17 protein-coding genes are annotated in these 20351 nt (G+C 61.6%); 8 read left to right on the plus strand and 9 right to left on the minus strand.

Annotated elements, in window-relative coordinates; genetic code table 11:
* Positions 1-10 precede the first annotated feature (10 nt).
* The 4 genes from AWT76_RS04875 to AWT76_RS04890 form a co-directional block, all read right to left on the minus strand.
* Positions 11-1312 carry an ABC transporter permease gene (locus AWT76_RS04875; protein ID WP_072247464.1) on the minus strand — a complete coding sequence of 434 codons (1302 nt, stop codon included), beginning with the start codon at positions 1310-1312 and terminating at the stop codon, positions 11-13.
* A 92-nt stretch (positions 1313-1404) separates the two neighbouring features.
* Positions 1405-2505: an extracellular solute-binding protein gene (locus tag AWT76_RS04880; RefSeq protein WP_072245358.1), complete on the minus strand. Its 1101-nt coding sequence runs from the start codon at positions 2503-2505 to the stop codon at positions 1405-1407.
* Between the two features lie 94 nt (positions 2506-2599).
* Positions 2600-3703 (minus strand): ABC transporter ATP-binding protein, encoded by a 1104-nt coding sequence (locus AWT76_RS04885; RefSeq protein WP_072245359.1) that lies wholly within the window; start codon positions 3701-3703, stop codon positions 2600-2602.
* Between the two features lie 314 nt (positions 3704-4017).
* Entirely contained in the window at positions 4018-5448 is a 1431-nt protein-coding gene (locus AWT76_RS04890) for a Glu/Leu/Phe/Val family dehydrogenase (RefSeq protein WP_072245360.1), read from the minus strand.
* A 285-nt stretch (positions 5449-5733) separates the two neighbouring features.
* On the opposite strand from AWT76_RS04890, the gene AWT76_RS04895 reads away from it, so the two are divergent.
* The 4 genes from AWT76_RS04895 (at position 5734) to AWT76_RS04910 (ending at position 10047) form a co-directional block, all read left to right on the plus strand.
* The gene (locus AWT76_RS04895) at positions 5734-7110 is read left to right on the plus strand and encodes a Tad domain-containing protein (RefSeq protein WP_072245361.1); all 1377 of its coding nucleotides are present in this window, start codon (positions 5734-5736) and stop codon (positions 7108-7110) included.
* A 144-nt stretch (positions 7111-7254) separates the two neighbouring features.
* On the plus strand, positions 7255-7797 hold the full coding sequence (locus AWT76_RS04900; RefSeq protein ID WP_072245362.1) for a TadE/TadG family type IV pilus assembly protein: 543 nt from the start codon (positions 7255-7257) through the stop codon (positions 7795-7797).
* Positions 7784-9652: a TadE/TadG family type IV pilus assembly protein gene (locus tag AWT76_RS04905; protein ID WP_141655883.1), complete on the plus strand. Its 1869-nt coding sequence runs from the start codon at positions 7784-7786 to the stop codon at positions 9650-9652. The genes AWT76_RS04900 and AWT76_RS04905 overlap by 14 nt, the downstream gene beginning before the upstream one ends.
* Positions 9653-9753: 101 nt before the next feature.
* Entirely contained in the window at positions 9754-10047 is a 294-nt protein-coding gene (locus AWT76_RS04910) for a hypothetical protein (protein ID WP_176699343.1), read from the plus strand.
* 36 nt (positions 10048-10083) lie between these two features.
* Here the strand turns inward: AWT76_RS04910 and AWT76_RS04915 are convergent, their stop codons facing one another.
* The gene (locus AWT76_RS04915) at positions 10084-10860 is read right to left on the minus strand and encodes a heme-dependent oxidative N-demethylase family protein (protein WP_072245365.1); all 777 of its coding nucleotides are present in this window, start codon (positions 10858-10860) and stop codon (positions 10084-10086) included.
* 80 nt (positions 10861-10940) lie between these two features.
* Here AWT76_RS04915 and AWT76_RS04920 point away from each other — a divergent pair, with 80 nt between their 5' ends.
* A complete protein-coding gene (locus tag AWT76_RS04920) occupies positions 10941-12071 on the plus strand; it encodes a carboxylate-amine ligase (protein ID WP_072245366.1) in 1131 nt (376 codons plus the stop codon).
* Here the strand turns inward: AWT76_RS04920 and pgeF are convergent.
* The 3 genes from pgeF to lgt are packed head-to-tail and all read right to left on the minus strand — an operon-like array spanning position 12068 to position 14789.
* Entirely contained in the window at positions 12068-12826 is a 759-nt protein-coding gene (gene pgeF / locus AWT76_RS04925; RefSeq protein ID WP_072245367.1) for a peptidoglycan editing factor PgeF, read from the minus strand. The genes AWT76_RS04920 and pgeF overlap by 4 nt on opposite strands.
* A complete protein-coding gene (locus AWT76_RS04930; protein WP_072245368.1) occupies positions 12823-13887 on the minus strand; it encodes a class I SAM-dependent methyltransferase in 1065 nt (354 codons plus the stop codon). Before AWT76_RS04930 ends, pgeF begins: the two co-directional genes overlap by 4 nt.
* On the minus strand, positions 13884-14789 hold the full coding sequence (lgt, locus tag AWT76_RS04935) for a prolipoprotein diacylglyceryl transferase (protein ID WP_072245369.1): 906 nt from the start codon (positions 14787-14789) through the stop codon (positions 13884-13886). The genes AWT76_RS04930 and lgt overlap by 4 nt, the downstream gene beginning before the upstream one ends.
* A 117-nt stretch (positions 14790-14906) precedes the next feature.
* Here lgt and AWT76_RS04940 point away from each other — a divergent pair, with 117 nt between their 5' ends.
* Positions 14907-15155, plus strand: coding sequence for an accessory factor UbiK family protein (locus tag AWT76_RS04940; protein WP_072245370.1), 249 nt, complete (start codon positions 14907-14909; stop codon positions 15153-15155).
* A 49-nt stretch (positions 15156-15204) separates the two neighbouring features.
* On the opposite strand, the gene AWT76_RS04945 is transcribed toward AWT76_RS04940, so the two are convergent.
* Positions 15205-17052: a hypothetical protein gene (locus AWT76_RS04945; RefSeq protein ID WP_072245371.1), complete on the minus strand. Its 1848-nt coding sequence runs from the start codon at positions 17050-17052 to the stop codon at positions 15205-15207.
* A 161-nt stretch (positions 17053-17213) separates the two neighbouring features.
* On the opposite strand from AWT76_RS04945, the gene AWT76_RS04950 reads away from it, so the two are divergent.
* The gene (locus AWT76_RS04950; RefSeq protein WP_072245372.1) at positions 17214-19517 is read left to right on the plus strand and encodes a DNA topoisomerase IV subunit A; all 2304 of its coding nucleotides are present in this window, start codon (positions 17214-17216) and stop codon (positions 19515-19517) included.
* Positions 19518-19547: 30 nt separating this feature from the next.
* Positions 19548-20243, plus strand: a complete 696-nt coding sequence (locus AWT76_RS04955) for a hypothetical protein (RefSeq protein WP_245638774.1) — start codon at positions 19548-19550, stop codon at positions 20241-20243.
* Positions 20244-20351 lie beyond the last annotated feature (108 nt).

Here is a 20351-nt window from a genome sequence, read left to right on the forward strand (position 1 = left end):
GCGCGCCCCCTTATCCGAATTTCAGGCTGTCGGTGCCGACAAGCTTGTTGAACAGCCAATACAGGATCAGCACACTGACCAGCAGCATAGACCCAAGCGCCGCCGCCAGACCCCAGTTCAAGGACGACTGGATATGGCGTGCGATTTCATTAGAGATCATGCGCCCATCTTGCCCACCCACCAGCGCGGGCGTGATGTAATAGCCAATAGAGATGATGAACACCAGCACACCGCCTGCGGCGATACCCGGCAGCGTCTGCGGGAAATAGACCCGGCGGAACGCGGTCCAAGGTGTGGCCCCAAGGCTCTTGGCGGCGCGTGTATAGCTGGGCGGGATGGTTTTCATCACCGAATATAGCGGCAGCACCATGAAGGGCAGCAGGATATGCGTCATGGCAATGATCGTGCCGGTTTGGTTATAGATCATGCTCAGGCGCTCTTCGTCGCCGATCAACCCAAGCGCGACCAGCATCTCGTTGATAACCCCTTGCCCCTGAAGCAGGACAATCCACGCACTTGTGCGCACCAAGAGCGACGTCCAGAAGGGCAGCAGCACCGCGATCATCAGCAGGTTTGCTTTGCTCATCGGCAAGCTGGACAGGTAATAGGCAATCGGAAAACCCAGCGCGAAAGTCATGAAGGTGATGACCATGCTCAACCAGAAAGTACGCCCGAACAAGGACACATAGATCTGTCGGTTCTCTGGCACCGACACGATCTCGCCCTCGGCATTGTATTCGCGGTCAAGTGCTGCCACGTAATAGGATGCGGTCAAAGGCCGACCTTCGCGCTGGATGATCTGCCAGATTGTCGTGTCATTCCACAAACGGTGCGCATCCATGAAGGCCTCTTTGTAGGGGGCCTCGAACTCGTCCACCGTGCGGGCCGTGCGCGAGATTGCGCCGCGGGCCGCTGAAATTTCGTAGTTCAGCCGCACGGCAAGCGGGCCGATCTTTTGCTCGCGGCGCGGAAGCTCTTTATCCGCCATCATGTCCCGGTAAAGCGCGGCGTAGACGTCCTCGCCGGGCAGGTCTTGCCCGTCCCAGCTTTCCAAGGCTTCAAGGGTCTGCGGCAGGGCATTGACCACGGCTGGATTGTCGACCGAACGCATCATCATTTGCATGATGGGATAGGCGAAGAAAATCAGGATGAAGGCCAGAAGCGGCGCGACAAGTCCAAATGCTGTCAGCTTGCGGCGGCGGTTTGCGCGTTCCAGCGCGGCGCGCAGCGGGCGGCCATCCGAGGTCAGCAACCGTCCCTTGCTGTCTGTTTCATTACCGATTGCGACGTCACTGCCCGATGCGTCAGACATTGCCATGGCTTCATCCTTCAGGAAATTCCGGGGGTGCCAAAAGGCCCAAAAAGGGGCGCGCATTGGCCGCGCGCCCCGATATGGAGTTCAGATTACTGAAGCATCCAGTTTGCGAAACGCTCGCGCAGCTCGTCGCCATAATCGGCCCAGAAGTCGTTATCCAGAACGATGGGGGCGAAGTAGTTGTCCGGCGCGGTCGGCATATGCGGCGCCATGTCGATGCCCAGATCGGCATGCTGACCCACCAGTGCCGCGGACGAAGCGCGCGCCGGGCCATAGCTGATGAACTTGGCTTGGTCTGCAAGACGCTGCGTGTCGGTTGCGAACATCAGGTAGTCCATGACCGCATCGACATTCGGACCGTCGGCCGGCACGACCCAGCCGTCCCATTCCACGATCTGGCCGTCCCAGACGATTGCGGCATCCATGCCTTCGACCTCGATCGCATCGAACATGCGGCCGTTATAGCCGGTTGCAAACGCGACTTCGCCATCTGCCAGAAGCTGCGGTGCCTGCGCGCCTTCAGTCCAGAAGATGATCTCATCCTTGATGGTGTCGAGCTTGGCGAAAGCGCGGTCTACGCCTTCGGGCGTTGCAAGCACGTCATAGATGTCTTCGGGTGCCACGCCATCGGCATAGAGCGCCCATTCCAGATTGGTGCCGGGACGGTCTTGCAGCGCGCGCTTGCCGGGGAAGTTTTCAAGGTCGAACAGATCCTCGATCGAGTCGGGCTGTTCCCCTTCGAAAGCACCGGGGCGCACGGCCAGAATGGTCGAATACACGATCTGCGGGATGAAGCAGTCACCAAGGCTGCCCGGCAGGAAATCTTCGGTTGCGGGGGTGCCGTCGGGCGCGGCGGCCAGCATCTCGTCATGGTCGATTTCGAGGATGATGCCTTCGTCACAGGCAAGCTGTGCGTCAGACGGCAGCATGTCGACCAGATCCCAGGTCACGTTGCCTGCCTGGCTTTGGGCGCGCAGACCGGCCAAAGCGTTTGCCGAGCCATCGTCATTGATGATGGTGACATGCGGGTTTTCGGCCATGTAGGGCTCGTGATAGGCGCGCTGCTGGCTTTCGGTATAGGCCCCGCCCCAAGACACGACGGTCAAAGAAATGGGATCTTGCGCCGCAGCACTCAGCGCGATGACACTTGCCGCAGAACTCAGCGCGATCAACTTCAATGTTCTAGTCATTCTTAACCTCCTAGGTTGTTTTGATACCGGGTTGTGCCGGTATGCTTTGTTGCGTGCCCGTCCCTCGGGTCATGCAATTATTGGCCGGGCCGGATCAGCTATGATCCAGCGCGCGACAATCTTTCGGCAACCAGCCGATTTCGATCATGTCACCCGGTTTGTGGCGCACTTGGTCGGGCGCGTTGCGGGTTTTCATGATGAAATTCTCGTTTCCGGCCACTTTCAGGCGGGTGCGGAACACGTCGCCCATGTAGATGAATTCTTTCACCTCGGCCTTGATGGTATGCGCCCCTTCTTTCAGGCGGTCTTTGTTCGCCTCGACCCGCTCGGGCCGGATAGACACGCGGGTGCGCTCACCCACTTTTTCGACATTGACGGGTTTGGCGTCGATCAGATCACCGCTATCCAGCTGGATGACGCATTCCTCGCCCTTGATCTCTTTCACAACGCCGTCCAAGGTGTTGTTTTCGCCGATAAACTGCGCCACGAAGCTGTTCTTCGGCTCTTCATACAGCACATCGGGCGGATCAAGCTGCTGGATGCGCCCGTCATCGAACACGGCCACGTTGTCGGACATTGTCAGGGCTTCGGTTTGGTCATGCGTCACATAGACGGTGGTAATGCCCAGATCATGTGCAAGGCGCGTGATCTCGAATTGCATGTGCTCGCGAAGCTGTTTGTCGAGCGCGCCTAGGGGCTCGTCCATCAGGACCAATTCGGGTTCGAAGACCAAGGCACGGGCCAAGGCGATGCGCTGCTGCTGACCGCCCGAAAGCTGCGCCGGGCGGCGGCTGATAAAGCCGCCCATTTGCACCATATCCAGCGCGCGCTTGATCTTGCGCTCGCGATCGGATTTGCCCATGCCACGCACTTCCAGCGGGAAGGACAGGTTTTCGCCCACGGTCATGTGCGGGAACAACGCGTAATTCTGGAACACCATGCCGATGCCGCGTTTATGCGGTGGGACCGAGTTGATCGGCTTGCCATCCAGCATGATTTCGCCGTTGGTGGCGGTCTCGAAGCCGGCCAGCATCATCAGGCAGGTCGTCTTTCCAGACCCGGACGGCCCCAGCATTGTCAGAAACTCGCCCTTGCCGACCGAGAGGTTCAGATCCTTGACGACAAGTGTTTCGCCATCGTAACTTTTTTGAACTTTGTCGAATACGACGAAGCCATCCTGCGATGCAGATGCGCTCACGCTTATCTCCCTGTGTGGACCGGCGGTAATCCGCTCTCTTCCTTATTCGAATAAAACGAACCGGGTTTAGCATTGCAACCGATAACTTGAAATTGGTGGCTATCGCTTGGTTTTCGGTCTGTTGTTCTGTATGTTATGAGCAATAGGGCCAAATGGACTGCAAAAAGCGACCTTTTTGAAAGAAAAGCGTCATACGAAATTGTCATTTGACCGAGTCGCGTACCCACTGTGGCGCGCGATTGCGCTTATAGTGCCACCGCCAAGAGCAGGCGCGCCCGGCCAATCAGATGGCCGGGCACAGACTGCGACGCGGGTTAAAGGCCCTTTGCGCGGTAGCTGTCCGCGACCCGCGTGATCGACACGATAAAGGCCGCCGTGCGCAAATCTGTCACGTCCTTTCGGCGGTGCCATTCTTCCGAAATTGCCTGATAAGCGGTGCGCATCGTGTCATCCAAGCCCGAGCGCACGAGTTGTATTTCATCCGCACCTTGCAGGTATTTCTTCTTGAAATCGGGCGCCAATTCCCAACCTAAACCCTTGTCAGCGGAAAGACGTTCCAATTCGCGCACAAGCGCCATGGCATGGGCTTCCTCGTTGCGGCGCTGCATGCGCCCGAAGCGGATATGCGACAGGTTCTTGACCCATTCGAAATAGGACACTGTCACGCCGCCGGCATTCGCATAAAGGTCAGGGATGATGACGACACCCTTTTCGCGCAGGATTTCGTCACCCCCTGCCGTGATCGGGCCATTCGCGGCTTCGATAATCAGGGGCGCGCGAATACGGTCGGCATTGCCACGGTTTATGACCCCTTCCAGCGCCGCTGGGATCAGGATGTCGCAATCCCGTTCCAGCACCGCCGCGCCGGTTTCGGTGTACTCGCCACCGGGGAACCCTTTGACCCCGCCATGCTGGCCGATCCAGTCGCGCACCGCGTCCGGGTCCAGCCCGCTGTCGTTAAGGATAGCGCCGTCGCGTTCGATGATAGCGGTGATGCGCGCGTCATCTTCTTCGCGCAGGAACTTGGCGGCGTGATAGCCCACATTGCCCAAGCCCTGAACAATAACGCGCTTGCCCGCAAGGGTGCCGGTTAGCCCGGCCTTGGCCATGTCGTCGGGATGGCGGAAGAATTCGCGCAAGGCATATTGCACGCCGCGCCCCGTCGCTTCGACCCGGCCCTTAATGCCGCCCGAATTCAGCGGTTTGCCGGTCACGCAGGCGCGGGCGTTGATGTCGGTCGTGTTCATCCGCGCATATTGGTCGGCGATCCACGCCATCTCGCGTTCGCCCGTGCCCATGTCGGGGGCAGGGACGTTCTGCGCCGGGTGGATCAGGTCGCGCTTGGCCAGTTCATAGGCGAAGCGGCGGGTGATCTGTTCCAGCTCATGTTCCTCGTATTTGCGCGGGTCAATGCACAGCCCGCCTTTCGACCCGCCGAACGGCGTTTCCACAAGCGCACATTTATAGGTCATCAGGGCGGCCAGCGCCTCTACCTCGTTCTGGTCCACCTCTGGCGCGTAGCGGATGCCGCCCTTTACGGGTTCCATATGTTCGGAATGCACCGCGCGATAGCCCACGAAGGTTTCGATCTTGCCGCGCAACCGCACGCCGAAGCGCACCGTGTAGGTCGAATTGCAGATCTGGATCTTGTCTGCCAGCCCCGGCGGCAGGTCGAGATAGCCAACCGCGCGGCGGAACATGATATCCACATTCTCGCGAAAGCCGGGTTCTGTCACATCGCGCATGAAATCCTCCCAAGAGTGACGCGAATTCTGCGTCAATTTGCTACATTGATTCCAAGACTATCAGGTCTGCCGTGGGTTGAAACCCCGCCATGACCTGCTTTTAGCTTCTTGCGACGCATTCTGGTTCCATAGACCTGTTTCATTAAAATTTGCCTTAATTTGGCCACGAACCCGCGTCCTTCCGCCAAAAAAAAGCCATCTGACAGGCGTAGTGACACCAAGAGGTTGCTGCTTACTGCCCGTCTGTGCGCTGCGGGCAGTTGCGGCGTTCAAGAGGTGTAAGTGATGAACAAGTATACGCGTTTCAAAGGGCCAATGCGCAAGGCGCTGTCACGGATGGCCCAAACATATATCCGCACAGAAGATGGCACGATCGTGGTCTTTGGCCTGATTATCTTTGTGCTGATGCTGATGGTCAGCGGTATGGCCGTGGATATGATGCGCTATGAAAGCGAACGGGTGCGGCTGCAAGGCACGTCGGACCGTGCGGTATTGGCTGCGACCTCTTTGAAGAACAGCAATGCCAGTATGACACCGGAAGAACTTGTGCAGGCCTATTTCGATGCCGAGGGGCTGGGCGAATTTGCGTCTGGCAACATTGAAGTGTCCGGCACGCCAGAAACCGGACGCACGGTGCGGGTGACCCCGTCGGCGCAGATGGATACGATGTTCTTGCGCATGTCGGCGGTCGATCATCTGGATATGATCGCCCCGGCGGCTGCGGTCGAAGGCACGGGCATTGCAACGAAGATCGAAATTGTCATGGTGCTGGATGCGTCCGGGTCCATGGGGTCGTACACGTCCACCGGCAACACCCGGCTGGAAGAGATGAAACTGGCTGCAAAATCCTTCGCGGACGAAATTCTGACCAATAACGACCCGGAAAACGTGTCTATATCGCTTGTCACCTACGATTCGTGGGTGCTGCCCACGACGGGGATGCTGAACCACATGCTGGATGTCAGCGGCACCGGCGCCTGTCTGGAATTCGACGACTGGGCAGATGTGCGCGCGGGCAACGGACCGCCAGCGCATAGCAATGCCGGTGGCAATGGCAATGGCGGCATGTCGGGCAACGGAAATGGGCCGCCATGGGCAACGGTCGGACGGAACAGTACCAACGCTCCCGCCTCGCGCCGGCACTGCTCGACCGACCCGACCTTTGAGATCAAGCCGATGATGAACGATCTTGTCACGTTCGAGCAGAATATCGATTCGATCACCACGCGCGGCACCACGTCCATCGACCTTGGCGCGCGTTTCGGGGCGATGATGCTGGACCCGGACATGCGCGGCTTCATCGACTCGCTGATCGATGACGGAACCTTGCCAGAGGCCATGCGGGGCCGCCCCTTCGACTGGGATGAACCGGGCGTGCAACGGGTGATGGTGCTGCTGACCGATGGCGAAAATTGCTGCGGGTCGCGGTTCAGCACCCCTGTTCAGGACGACAATACTCTGGCGGTCTGTCAGGGGATGCGCGCCAATGACGTGACGGTCTATACCGTGTCCTTCGACGCCCCAGCCGGCGCGATCGACCTGCTGTCGCAATGCGCATCCTCGCCCAACCATTTCTTCAACTCTGGCGGTGACGCGCTGGTGACGGCGTTCGACGCGATTGCCACGAATGTGCAGGTGCAGGCGCTGCGCCTGACAGAGTAGCCGATGCACCGGGTGCGATGGGTTACGGCCTGCCGCGCCAAAACCGTCGCTTCATGCCACGGTGCTTTCCGAAATTTGCCGCAATTTCTTGCAATGCTGGCTTGTGCCTTTTTGGGCTGATGCATGGAATGAACGGATTGGATTATGAGTATCGCGTTGAAATCACTTCGTAATTGGGCATTCAGGCAGGATGGTGCCGTCACGGCCGAATTCGTGATTGCCGTGCCGTTTATTCTGAGCCTGTTCTTCGCTTCGGTCGATGTTGGCATTTCCATGTTGCGGCAGGTCATGCTGGACCGCGCCATGGACCTTGCGGTGCGCGAGGTGCGGCTTGGGCGCGTGCCCAGTGATGGTTCGGTCACGATGGCGCAGCTTATCTGCGCCCGCACGGCGCTGTTGCCCGATTGCATAAACAATATCACGGTCGAAATGCAGCCCGTCGATACGCAGGATTTCACCGGGCTGACCCCGGCGGTGCAATGCGTGAACCGGGAACTGGACCTGACGCCTGCCGTTACCTTCAATGTCGGGGCTGGGGCGAACGCACAGGAATTGATGCTGATCCGCACCTGCGTCGCGGCCGAGCCCCTGATCCGGATGACCGGGTTCTTCACGTCCATGCCGATCAATTCAGAGGGCCAGTATGTTGTTGTTTCAAGGGGGGTATTTGTAAATGAGCCGAGTTAAGAGTTTCACCCGCCTTCTGCGCGATTTCGCGACTGACGCGCGGGCAGCCGTCACCGTTGAAATGGTGCTGATCCTGCCGCTGCTGATCTGGGCCTTTTTCGCCACGATGATCTTCAACGATGCCTACCGCGTCCGCACATTGGCGCAATCCGCGGCGCTGCATGTGGCCGATGCGATCTCGCGCAGCACGACCATTCTGACAGAGGATTATCTGGAAGGCATGAACGATGTTTATGACTTCCTGCTTGCAGAGCAGCAGACCTCTCGCTTGCGGATTACCTCTGTGGCTTGGGATCGCGATGCCGACCGCCCGATGGTGCTTTGGTCCCACGGCACGCGCGGCATGAACCCATTGCCAGAGAACGCATTTGAACTGCTGGCCTCTGACGATCTTGGTGTGCTGCGCGAATTGATGGATGGCGAGGACGGCACCGATCTGATCGCGGGTTTTACGCAAATGCCCAATGTCGATCTGCACAATCGTATTCCGCCCGTTATGCCGGGCGAAGCGCTGATCTTGGTCGAAAGCTTTACCATGTGGGAAACGCCGCTACGCGGGGTATTCTTGGGGTTCGACATTCTGGACGATACGCGTCTTAGCCCGATTGCGGTTGTGCGCCCGCGTTTCTCGCCCTTCATCAATTTCGAGGGCGCGATCGTCGCCGCACCGCCCGATGCCAATGAATTCGCAGGTCCGGATGTCGAACCTGGAACCGGCGACGAAGAGGAACCCGAAGAGCCAACAGAGCCGGACGGTGGACTTGTCATCGTGGACAATGATTTTACCACCAACGATACCGATGGTTGGTCCCAGACCACGGTCACGAGCAGCAGTGACGGATCAATCGGTCGTTTCCTTGGGCCATTCGGCGGCGAAACCCATGGCAACCCCGTGACCTTCGAGGTGGACCTTGGCCGCGAGATGGTTGCGGCCCGTATCGAATTCGACCTGTATCTGCTGGACAGTTGGGATGGCTATGATCCGAACTGGTCGCCAGACGGTGGCGAACAGCTTTGGATTGGCGTCGATGGCACCAGCATAGCCGCAGAGGCCTTTCAGGTGAATCCATTGGGGATCATGCGTGCAGCACGCGACACCACAGCGTCCCGCGAAGAGGGAGAGTTCCGCACCAGAATGGAACTGGTCGGCGACAATATGACGATTGGCGGTTCGGGCTGGTCCGATCAGGCATGGCGCGTCACGATCGACATTACCGACCCAAACGAGGTTTTTGACCTTGGCTTCCAGATGCTCAGCGATGAAGCAAGAGACAATGAGAGCTTCGGGATTGACAACTTCCGCATCAGCGCGACTGCGGGCACGCAAACCCAAGGACACTTCATTCCGTCCCAAACCAAAATCAACACCGACCCGTTCTCTGGGTTTCAGAAGTTTCGGGGCTGCCCAGAGCCAAGGCTTGCCGCGCGCACCCATCATGTAACGCAATCTGCGCTTGAAGCGTCGGGGTCGTCTTTGCGCCACCGGGTTCAGGCTGGGGGCCGTTCGGACCTGACGGCTTGCAATGGCTTCGATCACAACGATTATGGGTATGTAAACGCCAACCCGACCCTGCTTTTCAACTGGGACAACGAAAACCGGTCCGGCCCCGGAAACCGTTTGCGGATTCGAACAGATGACGGGAACAGAGGGTTTACCTGCGACGCAATCCTTGCGGTCAGGGATCCCGGCGGCCAGTGGAACTATAATGGCTGGACCAGTTGGGGTACATTGTTTTTCGACGACTTCAACGCCCGTTTGGACCTAGAGAATGCACAAAGCGGCACCTATCAGGTCTATGTCGGAAACTGGTATCGTGGAAACTGCCAGACCGACATTATCTTCGAGAGATATTGACGGGCTGCCCTGACGTCTGCCTGCGGGCGCAAGCATCATCGCCTTGCGCCCTGCACATGTCCGGGGCTAAGCTGCGCTTGGTAATGTCTGGGGATCAGTTTATGCGCCGCGCCATTTTGTCTTGCTGCCTGATTGCCGGGCTTGCGGCCTGCATGGCCAGTCCGGACCTGCCGCCCGCTGACCGCCAAGCCCGTGGAGAGGTGCCGCGCCTTGTGCCGATCTCGGGCCTGCTGGCGCAATCATCGGCGCAGGGCGATGCGCCCGAAACCGAGTTTGCCGCCTCTCCCGCTGCGCGGGCGGAAAGGTTGCGGGCCCGCGCGGCGCAGTTGCGCGGACCGGTCATCGCCTCTGGGGATCGGGCGCGGCTGTTGGCCTCTGACAGCCGGCTGCGCTAATGCAGGTTGCGCAATGCCGAGGCCGTGCGACAGGTGCTAGTGCCCGATCTCTGCCAAAGCGCGGGCCTCTTCAGGGCGCAGGTCATGGCGGCGGATTTGTGCGGTATGAATGGAAAACACCACTGCGCGGCTGAGCGGCAAACGCAGCAGGCATTGCCGCTCCGAGCGCACAAAATCGCCATCGTCACGCTTGTCCTTGGGCGCGAATTCCGGGCGCGGCTGATACAGCGCGGGGTTCGTGTAGCGCAGCAGGTTCGCGCGCCATAGCGGCTGTTCGGGGCGGATCGCATCGAACATGCGCTGCACGCGAGCACCCATCTGCGCGTCATAGCTGGCCACCGGGGCATGAATGCGCAGCAAGGGTTTGCCCAGCTTGTCGGCAAGGGTCCAACTGGACGGAAAACACAGCACCGCCCCGGTCAGCACATGTTCATCCGACCCTTGGGGTTTTTGCAGAATGCAGAAATCTTCCTGCACCAGCAGCCCAAGGCTACGCAGCGGGCGCGCGCGGTCCAAGGCAACGACGCGGCCATCGGGGCAGGTGACATGGGTTTGCGTGACGTCAAAGCCCAGTTCGGGCAGGTCGTGCAACACGGCCTCCAGCAATTCGGCCGCCGCTGTCTGCGCCTGCGGCAAGCAAGCCAGAACGTCGCCCGCCCGGTCGTCCAGCAGCCGCGCGCGCTCTGACATCTGGGCTGCGTAGGCGTCCGAGATCAGCAGCCAATCTGCGCGCGCCAGCGGCATCACACCGGGCAGGCGGCGGCGGGTGGGGTCCACCCATGGGGCAAAGGGCAGGCGGGCGTTCAGGATCATGCTGTATCGCTATCGTGCCAGATGGCGTGCCGCCATAGCATTTTCTTGCGCAGGGGCGATTTTCGCGGCAGCATGACCCTATGGAAACGCCAGAGTATACGCTTGGCATTGAAGAAGAATACCTGCTGGTCGACGCCCAGACCTGCGCCCTTGCCGATGTGCCCGATGCTTTGATGCAAGATTGCGTGCAGGCGCTGGGCGATCAGGTCTCGCCAGAGTTTCTGGCGTGCCAGATCGAAGTGGGCACCGGCGTGTGCGCAAATATCGCCGAAGCGCGTGCCGATCTGGGGCATTTGCGCCGCACGATTGCTGCTTGCGCGGCCGAATACGGCATGGCCCCCTTGGCGGTGTCCTGCCACCCGTTCGCGGATTGGCAATCACGCAAACATACGGAAAAACAGCGCTATAACGACCTTGCCCGCGATCTGGGCGGGGTGGTGCGGCGGATGCTGATTTGCGGCACGCATGTCCATGTCGGCCTGCCGGATGACGATCTGCGCATGGATATCATGCGCCAGTTCAGTTACTTCCTGCCGCATCTGCTGGCGCTGTCCACATCCTCGCCCTATTGGGGTGGGCAGGATACAGGGCTGAACAGCTACCGTTTGTCGGTGTTCGACAACCTGCCGCGCACCGGACTGCCGCCCGATTTCATTGCCTATGCCGAATATCGCCGCTCGGTCGATATGCTGATTGGCGCGGGGCTGATCGAAGACACGTCGAAAATATGGTGGGATATTCGCCCCTCGGCCCGCTTTCCAACGCTGGAAGCGCGGATTTGCGATGTCATGCCAATTATGGAGCATACCTTGACCGTGGCCGCGCTGGTGCAATCCATCATGCGGTTGCTGGTCGAATTGCGCCGCCGCAACCAGCGCTGGCGCATTTATGATCGCTTCCTGATAGCCGAGAACCGATGGCGCGCGCAGCGCTATGGCCCGCGCGAAGGGCTGCTGGATATCGGGCGCGGCGCCCTTGTGCCGATGGGCGAGTTGGTGGCCGAGTTGATCGAACTGCTCAGTGTCGATGCCATGGCGCTTGGCTGCCTGAACGAATTGCGCGGCGCACAGGATATTGTCGCACACGGCACCAGTGCAGAGCGCCAGCGCGCGGTTTACGCACAGGCCACAGATGACGGTGCGGACGCGTCAGAAGCCTTGCGTGCCGTGGTCGGATCGCTGATGGCCGAATTTACCCAAGGGCTGGATTAAAGCCGGATGACCGAAATCAACCGCCCGTAATCGGCCTGTCCTTCGTGGCAGGACCGCCGATAGGAATAGAACGCCGCCGGGTCGGCATAGGTGCAATGGCCGGTCCAATGTGCGTCTACCCCCGCCGCGCGCAGGCGTGCCAGCCCGAAACCGGGCAGGTCGAACTGGTAGCGCCCATTCTCGCCATTGGCGAAGAAGCGCATATGGCCTTGGTCCGCGTCCAGAAACCTTTCCAGAAAATCCTGCCCGACCTCGTAATTGCGCTGGCTGATGCACGGCCCGATCACCGCCGCGATGCGCGTGCGCGTGGCGCCCAGCGCGATCATCGCGTCGATGGTCTGCTCCAGCACCCCGTCCAACGCACCGCGCCAACCGGCATGGGCCGCGCCGATGACGCCCGCCTTGGTATCTGCAAACAGCACCGGCTGGCAATCGGCGGTCAGAATGGCCAGCGCCAGACCGGGCGTGGCGGTGACCACCGCATCGGCGCGCGGGCGCTCAGCCTCGGCGATGGGGCCGTTGACGGTAGCGACATCGGCGGAATGCACTTGGTGCACCGTCACCAGCGCGCCCGCATCCACTGCCATGGCGTCGGCCACGCGGGCGCGGTTCATGCGCACGCTGTCGCTTTGGTCGGACGATCCGGGGCCGCAATTGAGCCCCGCGAAAATGCCCGAAGACGCCCCGCCGCGCCGGGTGAAAAACCCGTGCAGCGCCGGTGTCAGCGCATCAGAGGTGATGATTTCGAGCGTCACGTGACCTGTCCAAAACCGGGCGGTTGTTGTGCGCCGGGCGGGTATAGCCCAAGCGCCTTGAATAGCTGACCCATTTCGCCCGCGTCGGTCAAGCGCCGATATGCGGCAAGATGGCTTTCCAGCGCCGGGCCGGACAGGCCGCGCGCCAGCGCCTCGGCGCGCGGCGCAATGCCCAGACGCGCCAGCAGCGCGCCTTGCGGGGTCAGCGGTGTGGCGGCCAATGCGCTGGCCTTGGCCAAGGCGCGGAAATCCACATGCGCGGTCAGATCGGCCTCTCCCGGATGGCCAAGGGGCGCGTCCTTCTGTTGCTGCCAGATCGCTTGCAGCGTGTCGCCTGTGCTGCCCCAATCGCCATAATCCACGATCAGCGCGAAACCGCCCTGCGCGGCGATCCGTGTGCTGATCGCGTCGATTACCGGCAGGGCAGGGGCGCAGGTTTCCACCATTGCCCCTTCGGGCGTTTGGTCCAGCAGGTCATCCAGCGCGGCAAGCGGCGCGGGCGGCGTCAGGCCGAATACCAGTTTGTCACCCTCCAGCCCCACCACGCGTTCGGCCCAACCTTTCGGGTGGCGCAGGAATTGCCGTATCGGCAGCGCGTCGAAAAACTCGTTGGCGAAAACGAAAAGCGGGCGGTCGTCGGGCAGGCTATCTGCCGTGTCATGCCAAACAGCGCCGGGCACGCGCCTGGCTTGGGCGGTGCGCAGGACGGGCGATGCCTCGACCAGATGCACCTGTGCGCCCGCCTGAAACCCCGGCACCCGTGCGGTTGCACGCAAGATATCGGCCATCAGCGTGCCGCGACCAGGGCCAAGCTCTGCCAGGGTGAAGGGGCTGGGCGCGCCTTGGTCCATCCAGACCTGCGCGATCAAAAGGCCCAACAGCTCTCCGAACATCTGGCTGATCTCTGGCGCAGTGGTGAAATCGCCTGCCTGTCCCAACGGGTCACGCGTTATGTAATAGCCATGGCGCGGGTGCAGCAGGCATTGCGCCATATATTCGGCCACGGTGATCGGCCCTTGCGCTGCGATTTGACGGCGCAGGATCTTGGCCAGCGCGGTCATGCCGGGGCGCGGGTCTGCCGCGCGCGCAAGATCAAGGCCAACCCGACCGCGATCATCGGAAGCGACAGCACTTGCCCCATGCTGACCCCGACCGGACCCAGCGCCAGCACATGGCCCAGCGGGTTGTCGGGCGTGATGAATTGCGCATCCGCCTGCCGCCAGAATTCGACCGTAAAACGCCCCAGCCCGTAACCCGCGGCAAAGACGCCCGTCACCAGCCCCGGCTGGCGCAAGCCCCCGCGCCGCCAGACCAGATAGGCCAGCACGGCGAAGAGCAGCGCGCCTTCAAGCGCCGCTTCGTAGAGCTGCGTGGGGTGGCGGGCGCACAGCGTGCTGGGCCAGTCCCACGGGCAGTCTTGCGCGGCAGGGCCGGGGAACACCACACCCCAAGGCGCAAGCGTGGGCCGCCCCCATAGTTCGGCATTGATGAAATTGGCCAGACGCCCCAGCCCGATCCCGATGGGCGCGACCAGCGCCATGGCATCGGCCAATTGCAACGGCGGCACAGAATGGCGGCGGCAGTAGAGCAGCCCGGCCACGATCACACCGGCAAACCCGCCGTGAAACGACATGCCACCTTCCCAGATGCGCAGGGCTTGCGCGGGGTATTCTAGGTAATACGCCGGCTGGTAGAACAGCACAAAGCCCAGCCTTCCGCCCAGAATGACCCCGACAATCACCCATGTCAGCAACCCTTCTACCTTGGCGGGCGGCATGGGGGCGGTGCCATTTGGCCATAGCGCGGGCCGCGTCATCAGCCGCATGATAATCCACCAGCCCAGCAGGAAACCGGCGATATACGCCAGCGCATACCAGCGCAGCGCAAAGGTGAAGGTGCCGATATCGATCGAGAAAATCTCGGGGCGCAGATCGGGAAAGAGTATGGCAAGAGGCGAAAGCATGACACCTGTCCGGACAAGGGTTGCGACTGTCTGGCGCGCCAGGCAAGGGGAAGTCAACCTTGCGTTTCGGTCGCTCTGGTCACATATCAAGCAAAAGCGTTTGTAAAGGACATCGCCATGCAAAGCCGCAACAAGTTTCTGGACGACATGTCGCAACTGATGACCAATGCCATGGGCGTGGCGCAAGGCGCGCGCACGGAAGCGGAAACCGCGATGAAAAGCCTGCTGGACCGCTGGTTGGCGGATCGCGACTTTGTCACCCGCGAGGAATTCGACGCGGTGCGCGCCATGGCGCAGAAGGCGCGCGAGGAAAACGCGGCCCTTCAGGCGCGGATTGACGCGCTTGAAGCGGGCAAAGACGGCTAATCTGGTTCGGGCGGCGCGTAAGGGCTGTGTCGCCCTTAGCCCTACCCACTTAGCGCAACAGCGCGCCCATGCGCTCTTCGCTGGCGCGAAGCTGTGTTTCAAGCGTTGCGCGCTCTTGCCGGACGCTGTCGATTTCTGCGTCTATGGCATCAATGCGGGCCAAACGGTCAAAGTTCGCATCGCTCTCATCGCCAAGCTGATCGACAAGCCGCGCCAGCCGGTCTTGGTCCGCGATTAGCGTTTCTTCGGCGCTGCGGGTTTCGGCAATACGGGTGCGAAGCGCCGCCTGCTGCTGGCGCAGATCGCGCAGATCGGCAAAGAAGGCGCGGGTCTCGGCATCGGGCATCCGGCCTTCCCAATAGGCCAGATCGTCGCGCGACAGATCCAACAGCGCCAGTTGTGTGCGGCTGGTGCGGGTCTCAATCACTTTGAATTGGGTGATCTGGCCTTGTGGCAAATCGACGGTAAAGCGCGTGGCGTCCAGCGCGCTCGTGCCGCCTTCGGTCTGCATGTCCCAGCCGGGGCGTTGCGGGTGCAGCAAGGTCAGCACGCGCGCGCCATCCTCTGCCCCCTCTGCGCGGTAGCTGGTCGTCCGTTCGGTGCGTTCCGAGGCGATCAGCACCCCGTCGCGGATGCGGGCCTCGGTAATGCGCGCTTGCTCTGCCAGATCTTCACGGATGCGAATGGCGCTGTCTTCGGCAAACTCCACCAACGCGCTGTCCTTGGGGGCAAGTTCTGGCATCATCGCGTCGCCAGCATGTCCGCGCTGCGCGTCATAGACCGTGACCACCCCGGCGGGCAGGCGCAGGGGCAGGGGGTTTGTGACGTCCAGCGCCATCATCGGGTGCGGCGCATGGCTGCCGCCACGATAAAGCGTCAACCGCTCGGTCGCGGCCTGTTCTTGCAAGAAGGGCAGCGACAGCATCTGCCCACTGGCCAAGCTGACCGGCTCTGACAGCGTATAGGCGGAAAAACTGCTGCCTTCGGTCATCTGGACAGGCGCGGCCTCGACCATGGGGGTAGCGGCCAATTCGCGTGTTACTGCGCTTTGAGCCAGCATTGGCGCGAATTGCGGCGCTTTTTCGCGGGGCGCGTCAACGCGGTCATAGAGCCGCGCATCCAATGCGCGCACAGCACCGGTGGCCAATGTGAGCGACACATCGTTCCAATCCTGCCCGGTGGTGTTTTCGATCACTGCCCAGCCAGTCAGCGCCAACCCCTCTGGCCCATCGACCGCGCGCCACGCGGTTTTCCAGACCGGTGCGGGTTGCAACCAGCCCAAATCCACGTTGCGGGGTGTGGGGTCGTTGCTGTCAATCGTGACCTCGACGCGGCTGGCGCGGCCTTGCGTGCGGATGGCATCCAAACCGCTGGCCAGCGCTGCGCGGTCGGCGGGATCGTCCAGCACCAGCGTGGTCGCGTCATCAAGCGGAAGCTGCACGATCTGCCCTTCGGCATCCATCAGCGACACTGCGATACAGCCCGCGCGCCCATCGTCACAAGGCGTCGCCCCCGTGCCCATCAGCCGCCCTTCGACGGTTGCCGCCCGCCGCGTCAGCCGCGCAGGCGCGCCTTGCATTGCGTCAATCAGGGCGCTCAGGTCCGACAGCGCCTCTGGGCTGAAGGGCAGGGTGGCAAAGGCATCTTCCAGCCCGCCGGGGCCGGACATGGTCAGGCGCGGGGTGGCGCCCGACGGGTCGGCCAGCCGCAAGGATTTCAGAAAATCGTCCATATCGGCGCGCCGCAGCGTCAGGCGCAGGCCGTCCGCACCCATTTGCCCTTCGGCGTCGAGCATCGCGACCCCGGCGGTCGATAGCGTGACCGCGCGCAACTGGGTCTCGGCCATGGCGGGGGTGGTCAGGGCGGTGCACAGCACCAGCGCAGAAATGGAACGCATCGGGGTTTCCTTCACAATACACGGGCCGATCGTAGACCGGGTGCTGAGCCAAGAAAACCGCCAAGCCGTGCCGAGCGCGGCACGCCGGCAAACATTCGCCGCCGTGCCGCGCGCCAGAGCACGCGCGGGGGCTGGACGCAGCCAATCCGTAGGGGTATGCGATGGACATGCCCCAAGATGATGACATCACGCCCGAACTGAACACGTCCGAGCCGCTACGCCGCGCGCTGGGGTCACGCTATTTGCAATATGCGCTGTCCACGATCATGCACCGCGCCTTGCCCGATGCGCGCGACGGGTTGAAGCCGGTGCATCGGCGCATTCTGTTCGCCATGCGTGAATTGAAATTGTCGCCCACCGGCGGTTTCCGCAAATCTGCCAAGATCACCGGTGACGTGATGGGCAATTACCACCCGCATGGCGATGCCGCGATCTATGACGCAATGGCGCGCTTGGCGCAGGATTTCAACCTGCGTTACCCTTTGGTCAGCGGGCAGGGCAATTTCGGCAATATCGACGGCGATAACCCCGCCGCCGCGCGCTACACCGAAGCGCGGATGGCGCGCGCGTCAGAGTTGCTGCTGGAAGGGTTGGCCGAAAACGCGGTCGATTACCGCCCGAATTATGACGGCACGCTCAGCGAACCCGTGGTGTTGCCCGCGGCCTTTCCGAACCTGCTGGCCAATGGCGCAAGCGGCATTGCGGTGGGCATGGCCACCAACATTCCGCCGCATAATCTGGATGAATTGATCGAAGGCTGTCTGGCGCTGATCGGCAATCCCGATCTGCCCGATGATGACTTGGTCAGGCTGATCCCCGGCCCCGATTTTCCAACCGGTGGCGTGATCGTGGAACCGCCAGAGGCCATTCGCAGCGCCTATGCCACAGGGCGCGGCGCGTTCCGCCTGCGCGCGCGGTGGCAGGTCGAGGATCTGGGCCGCGGGCAATGGCAGGTGGTGGTCACGGAAATTCCGTTTCAGGTGCCGAAATCCCGCCTGATCGAGAAACTGGCAGAGGTCATCCAGACCCGCAAGGTGCCGCTTCTGGCCGATGTGCGCGACGAATCCGCCGATGATGTGCGGATCGTGCTGGAACCCAAGGCGCGGACGGTTGACCCGGAACTGATGATGGGGATGCTGTTCAAGAATTCCGATCTGGAATCCCGCTTCAGCCTGAACATGAATGTGTTGATCGACGGGGTCACGCCCAAGGTTTGCAGCCTGCGCGAGGTGCTGCGCGCATTCCTTGACCATCGGCGCGAGGTGTTGCTGCGCCGCAGCCAGCACCGTCTGGACAAGATTGACCATAGGCTGGAAGTGCTGGAAGGCTTCATCATCGCCTTTCTGAACCTTGACCGCGTGATCGATATTATCCGCTATGATGAAAGCCCCCGCGCCGCGCTGATGCGCGAGGTTTGGGGCCGCGCGTTCGCGCGCGCCACATCCGAGAAGGACTATGTTCCCCCGCCTGAAGGCGACGGGGAATTGTCCGAACTTCAGGCCGAATCGATCCTGAACATGCGGCTGCGCAGCTTGCGGCGGCTGGAAGAGATGGAACTGCGCCGCGAGCGGGACGAGTTGCTGAAAGAACGCGCCGCGCTGGAAGACCTGCTGGGGTCTGACAAACTGCAATGGAAGCGCATTGGCACCGAATTGCGGGATGTGCAGGCGGAATTCGGAAAGAACACCGATCTGGGCCGCCGACGCACCGATTTCGCACTGGCCGCAGAGGTCGAGGATGTGCCGCTTGAAGCCATGATTGAACGCGAACCCGTGACCATCGTTTGCTCTAAAATGGGCTGGATCAGGGCGATGAAAGGCCATGTCGCGCTGGACCAGTCGTTCAAGTTCAAGGATGGCGATGAAGGGCGTTTTGCCTTCCATGCGGAAACCACCGACAAGATTGTGTTGTTTGGGTCAAACGGGCGGTTCTACACGCTTTTGGCCGCCAACCTGCCTGGCGGGCGCGGCATGGGCGAACCGGTGCGCCTGATGGTCGATCTACCCAACGAGGCCGAGATCGTCGATCTTTTCATCCATAGGCCGGGCTGCAAATTGGTCGTGGCCTCGACCGCGGGCGACGGGTTCGTCGTGCCCGCAGATGAGGTGATCGCGCAGACCCGCAGCGGCAAACAGGTGCTGAACGTCAAGGACGGGGTGCGCGCGCTGGTCTGCCGGCGCGTTGCAGGCGATCATCTGGCCTGCGTGGGTGAAAACCGGAAGCTTCTGGTATTCCCCTTGCAGGATTTGCCTGAAATGGGCCGTGGCAAGGGCGTGCGGCTGCAATCCTACAAGGATGGCGGGCTGTCCGACCTGACCACGATCACGCTGGCCGAGGGGTTGCGCTGGCTGGACCCGGCCGGGCGGACCCGGCATGAAGCCGACTTGACCGAATGGCTGGGCAAACGCGCCAGCGCGGGCCGAATGGCCCCGCGCGGTTTTCCGCGCGATAACCGCTTCGTGTAGTGCCGCGCCTGCGGGTTTGCGCCTGCGCCCATGATCGGGTATGCCACGGGTGTTGAAAGCTACGGGAACGGTGCCATGGGTTTTTCGGTCGGATCATTGCGGGCGGTTGCGCTTGTCGCGGCACTTGGGCTGTTATCGGCCTGTGCCAGCGGCGCGAAACTGGGGGAAGAGCGCGCCGAACTGGGCGATTTCCTGCTGGGCCATGCCATTGTGGTCGAGGAAAACGCCGTGCGAGGACCGGCTTCGCGCAAGGCGGAACCGGGCGCTTGGAAAGACAGTCTGGAAGCCGAGATGCAGCGCCGTTTCGCGCGCTACCAAGGCGATTCACTCTATCACCTTGGCGTCGCGGTGCAGGGCTATGTCTTGGCCATTCCCGGCATTCCGCTGGTCGCCGCGCCCAAGTCTTTCCTGATCCTTGGGGTCACGGTCTGGGACGATGCCGCGGGCAAGAAGCTGAACGAGAAGCCGCATCGTATCATCGTGTTCGAGGCGCCATCCGGGGAAACCGCCATCAGCTCGGGCCTGACCCAAAGCGCCGAAGAGCAGATGCAGAACCTGTCGCAAAACGGGGTGGCGGCGATCGAACGCTGGCTGGCCACGCAAGAGGATTGGTTCCCGCCCAAAGCGGCGGCGGACGCGCCCGAAGCCACCGCGCCGGCACAGGACGCGCCGCTTCCGGCCGAGTCGGATCTGGAATTGCCGGTCCCGGTCGATCCTGACGCCTGATCGCGGACCGGCTTTTACGCCGTTCCCGCTTGATTTCCCGCGCGCGCTTCGGTAACTGGCGCGCGTGTCATTTCGGGCCAGCCAATAATGGCCCATCAACAAAGGGTG

Origin of the sequence: Roseibaca calidilacus (assembly GCF_001517585.1) — a bacterium.
Taxonomy (GTDB): Bacteria; Pseudomonadota; Alphaproteobacteria; order Rhodobacterales; family Rhodobacteraceae; genus Roseinatronobacter; species Roseinatronobacter calidilacus.

Excerpts from the sequence above, each read along its gene's own strand:
- AWT76_RS04890 (WP_072245360.1), bottom strand. The coding sequence starts at position 5,448 with ATGCGCGATGTGACAGAACCCGGCTTTCGCGAGAATGTGGATATCATG.
- AWT76_RS04950 (WP_072245372.1), top strand. The coding sequence starts at position 17,214 with ATGGACATGCCCCAAGATGATGACATCACGCCCGAACTGAACACGTCC.
- AWT76_RS04955 (WP_245638774.1), top strand. The coding sequence starts at position 19,548 with ATGATCGGGTATGCCACGGGTGTTGAAAGCTACGGGAACGGTGCCATG.
- AWT76_RS04930 (WP_072245368.1), bottom strand. The coding sequence starts at position 13,887 with ATGACCGCGCTGGCCAAGATCCTGCGCCGTCAAATCGCAGCGCAAGGG.
- AWT76_RS04895 (WP_072245361.1), top strand. The coding sequence starts at position 5,734 with ATGAACAAGTATACGCGTTTCAAAGGGCCAATGCGCAAGGCGCTGTCA.
- AWT76_RS04900 (WP_072245362.1), top strand. The coding sequence starts at position 7,255 with ATGAGTATCGCGTTGAAATCACTTCGTAATTGGGCATTCAGGCAGGAT.
- AWT76_RS04875 (WP_072247464.1), bottom strand. The coding sequence starts at position 1,312 with ATGTCTGACGCATCGGGCAGTGACGTCGCAATCGGTAATGAAACAGAC.
- AWT76_RS04945 (WP_072245371.1), bottom strand. The coding sequence starts at position 17,052 with ATGCGTTCCATTTCTGCGCTGGTGCTGTGCACCGCCCTGACCACCCCC.
- AWT76_RS04910 (WP_176699343.1), top strand. The coding sequence starts at position 9,754 with ATGCGCCGCGCCATTTTGTCTTGCTGCCTGATTGCCGGGCTTGCGGCC.
- AWT76_RS04880 (WP_072245358.1), bottom strand. The coding sequence starts at position 2,505 with ATGACTAGAACATTGAAGTTGATCGCGCTGAGTTCTGCGGCAAGTGTC.
- lgt (WP_072245369.1), bottom strand. The coding sequence starts at position 14,789 with ATGCTTTCGCCTCTTGCCATACTCTTTCCCGATCTGCGCCCCGAGATT.
- AWT76_RS04940 (WP_072245370.1), top strand. The coding sequence starts at position 14,907 with ATGCAAAGCCGCAACAAGTTTCTGGACGACATGTCGCAACTGATGACC.
- AWT76_RS04915 (WP_072245365.1), bottom strand. The coding sequence starts at position 10,860 with ATGATCCTGAACGCCCGCCTGCCCTTTGCCCCATGGGTGGACCCCACC.
- AWT76_RS04905 (WP_141655883.1), top strand. The coding sequence starts at position 7,784 with ATGAGCCGAGTTAAGAGTTTCACCCGCCTTCTGCGCGATTTCGCGACT.
- AWT76_RS04920 (WP_072245366.1), top strand. The coding sequence starts at position 10,941 with ATGGAAACGCCAGAGTATACGCTTGGCATTGAAGAAGAATACCTGCTG.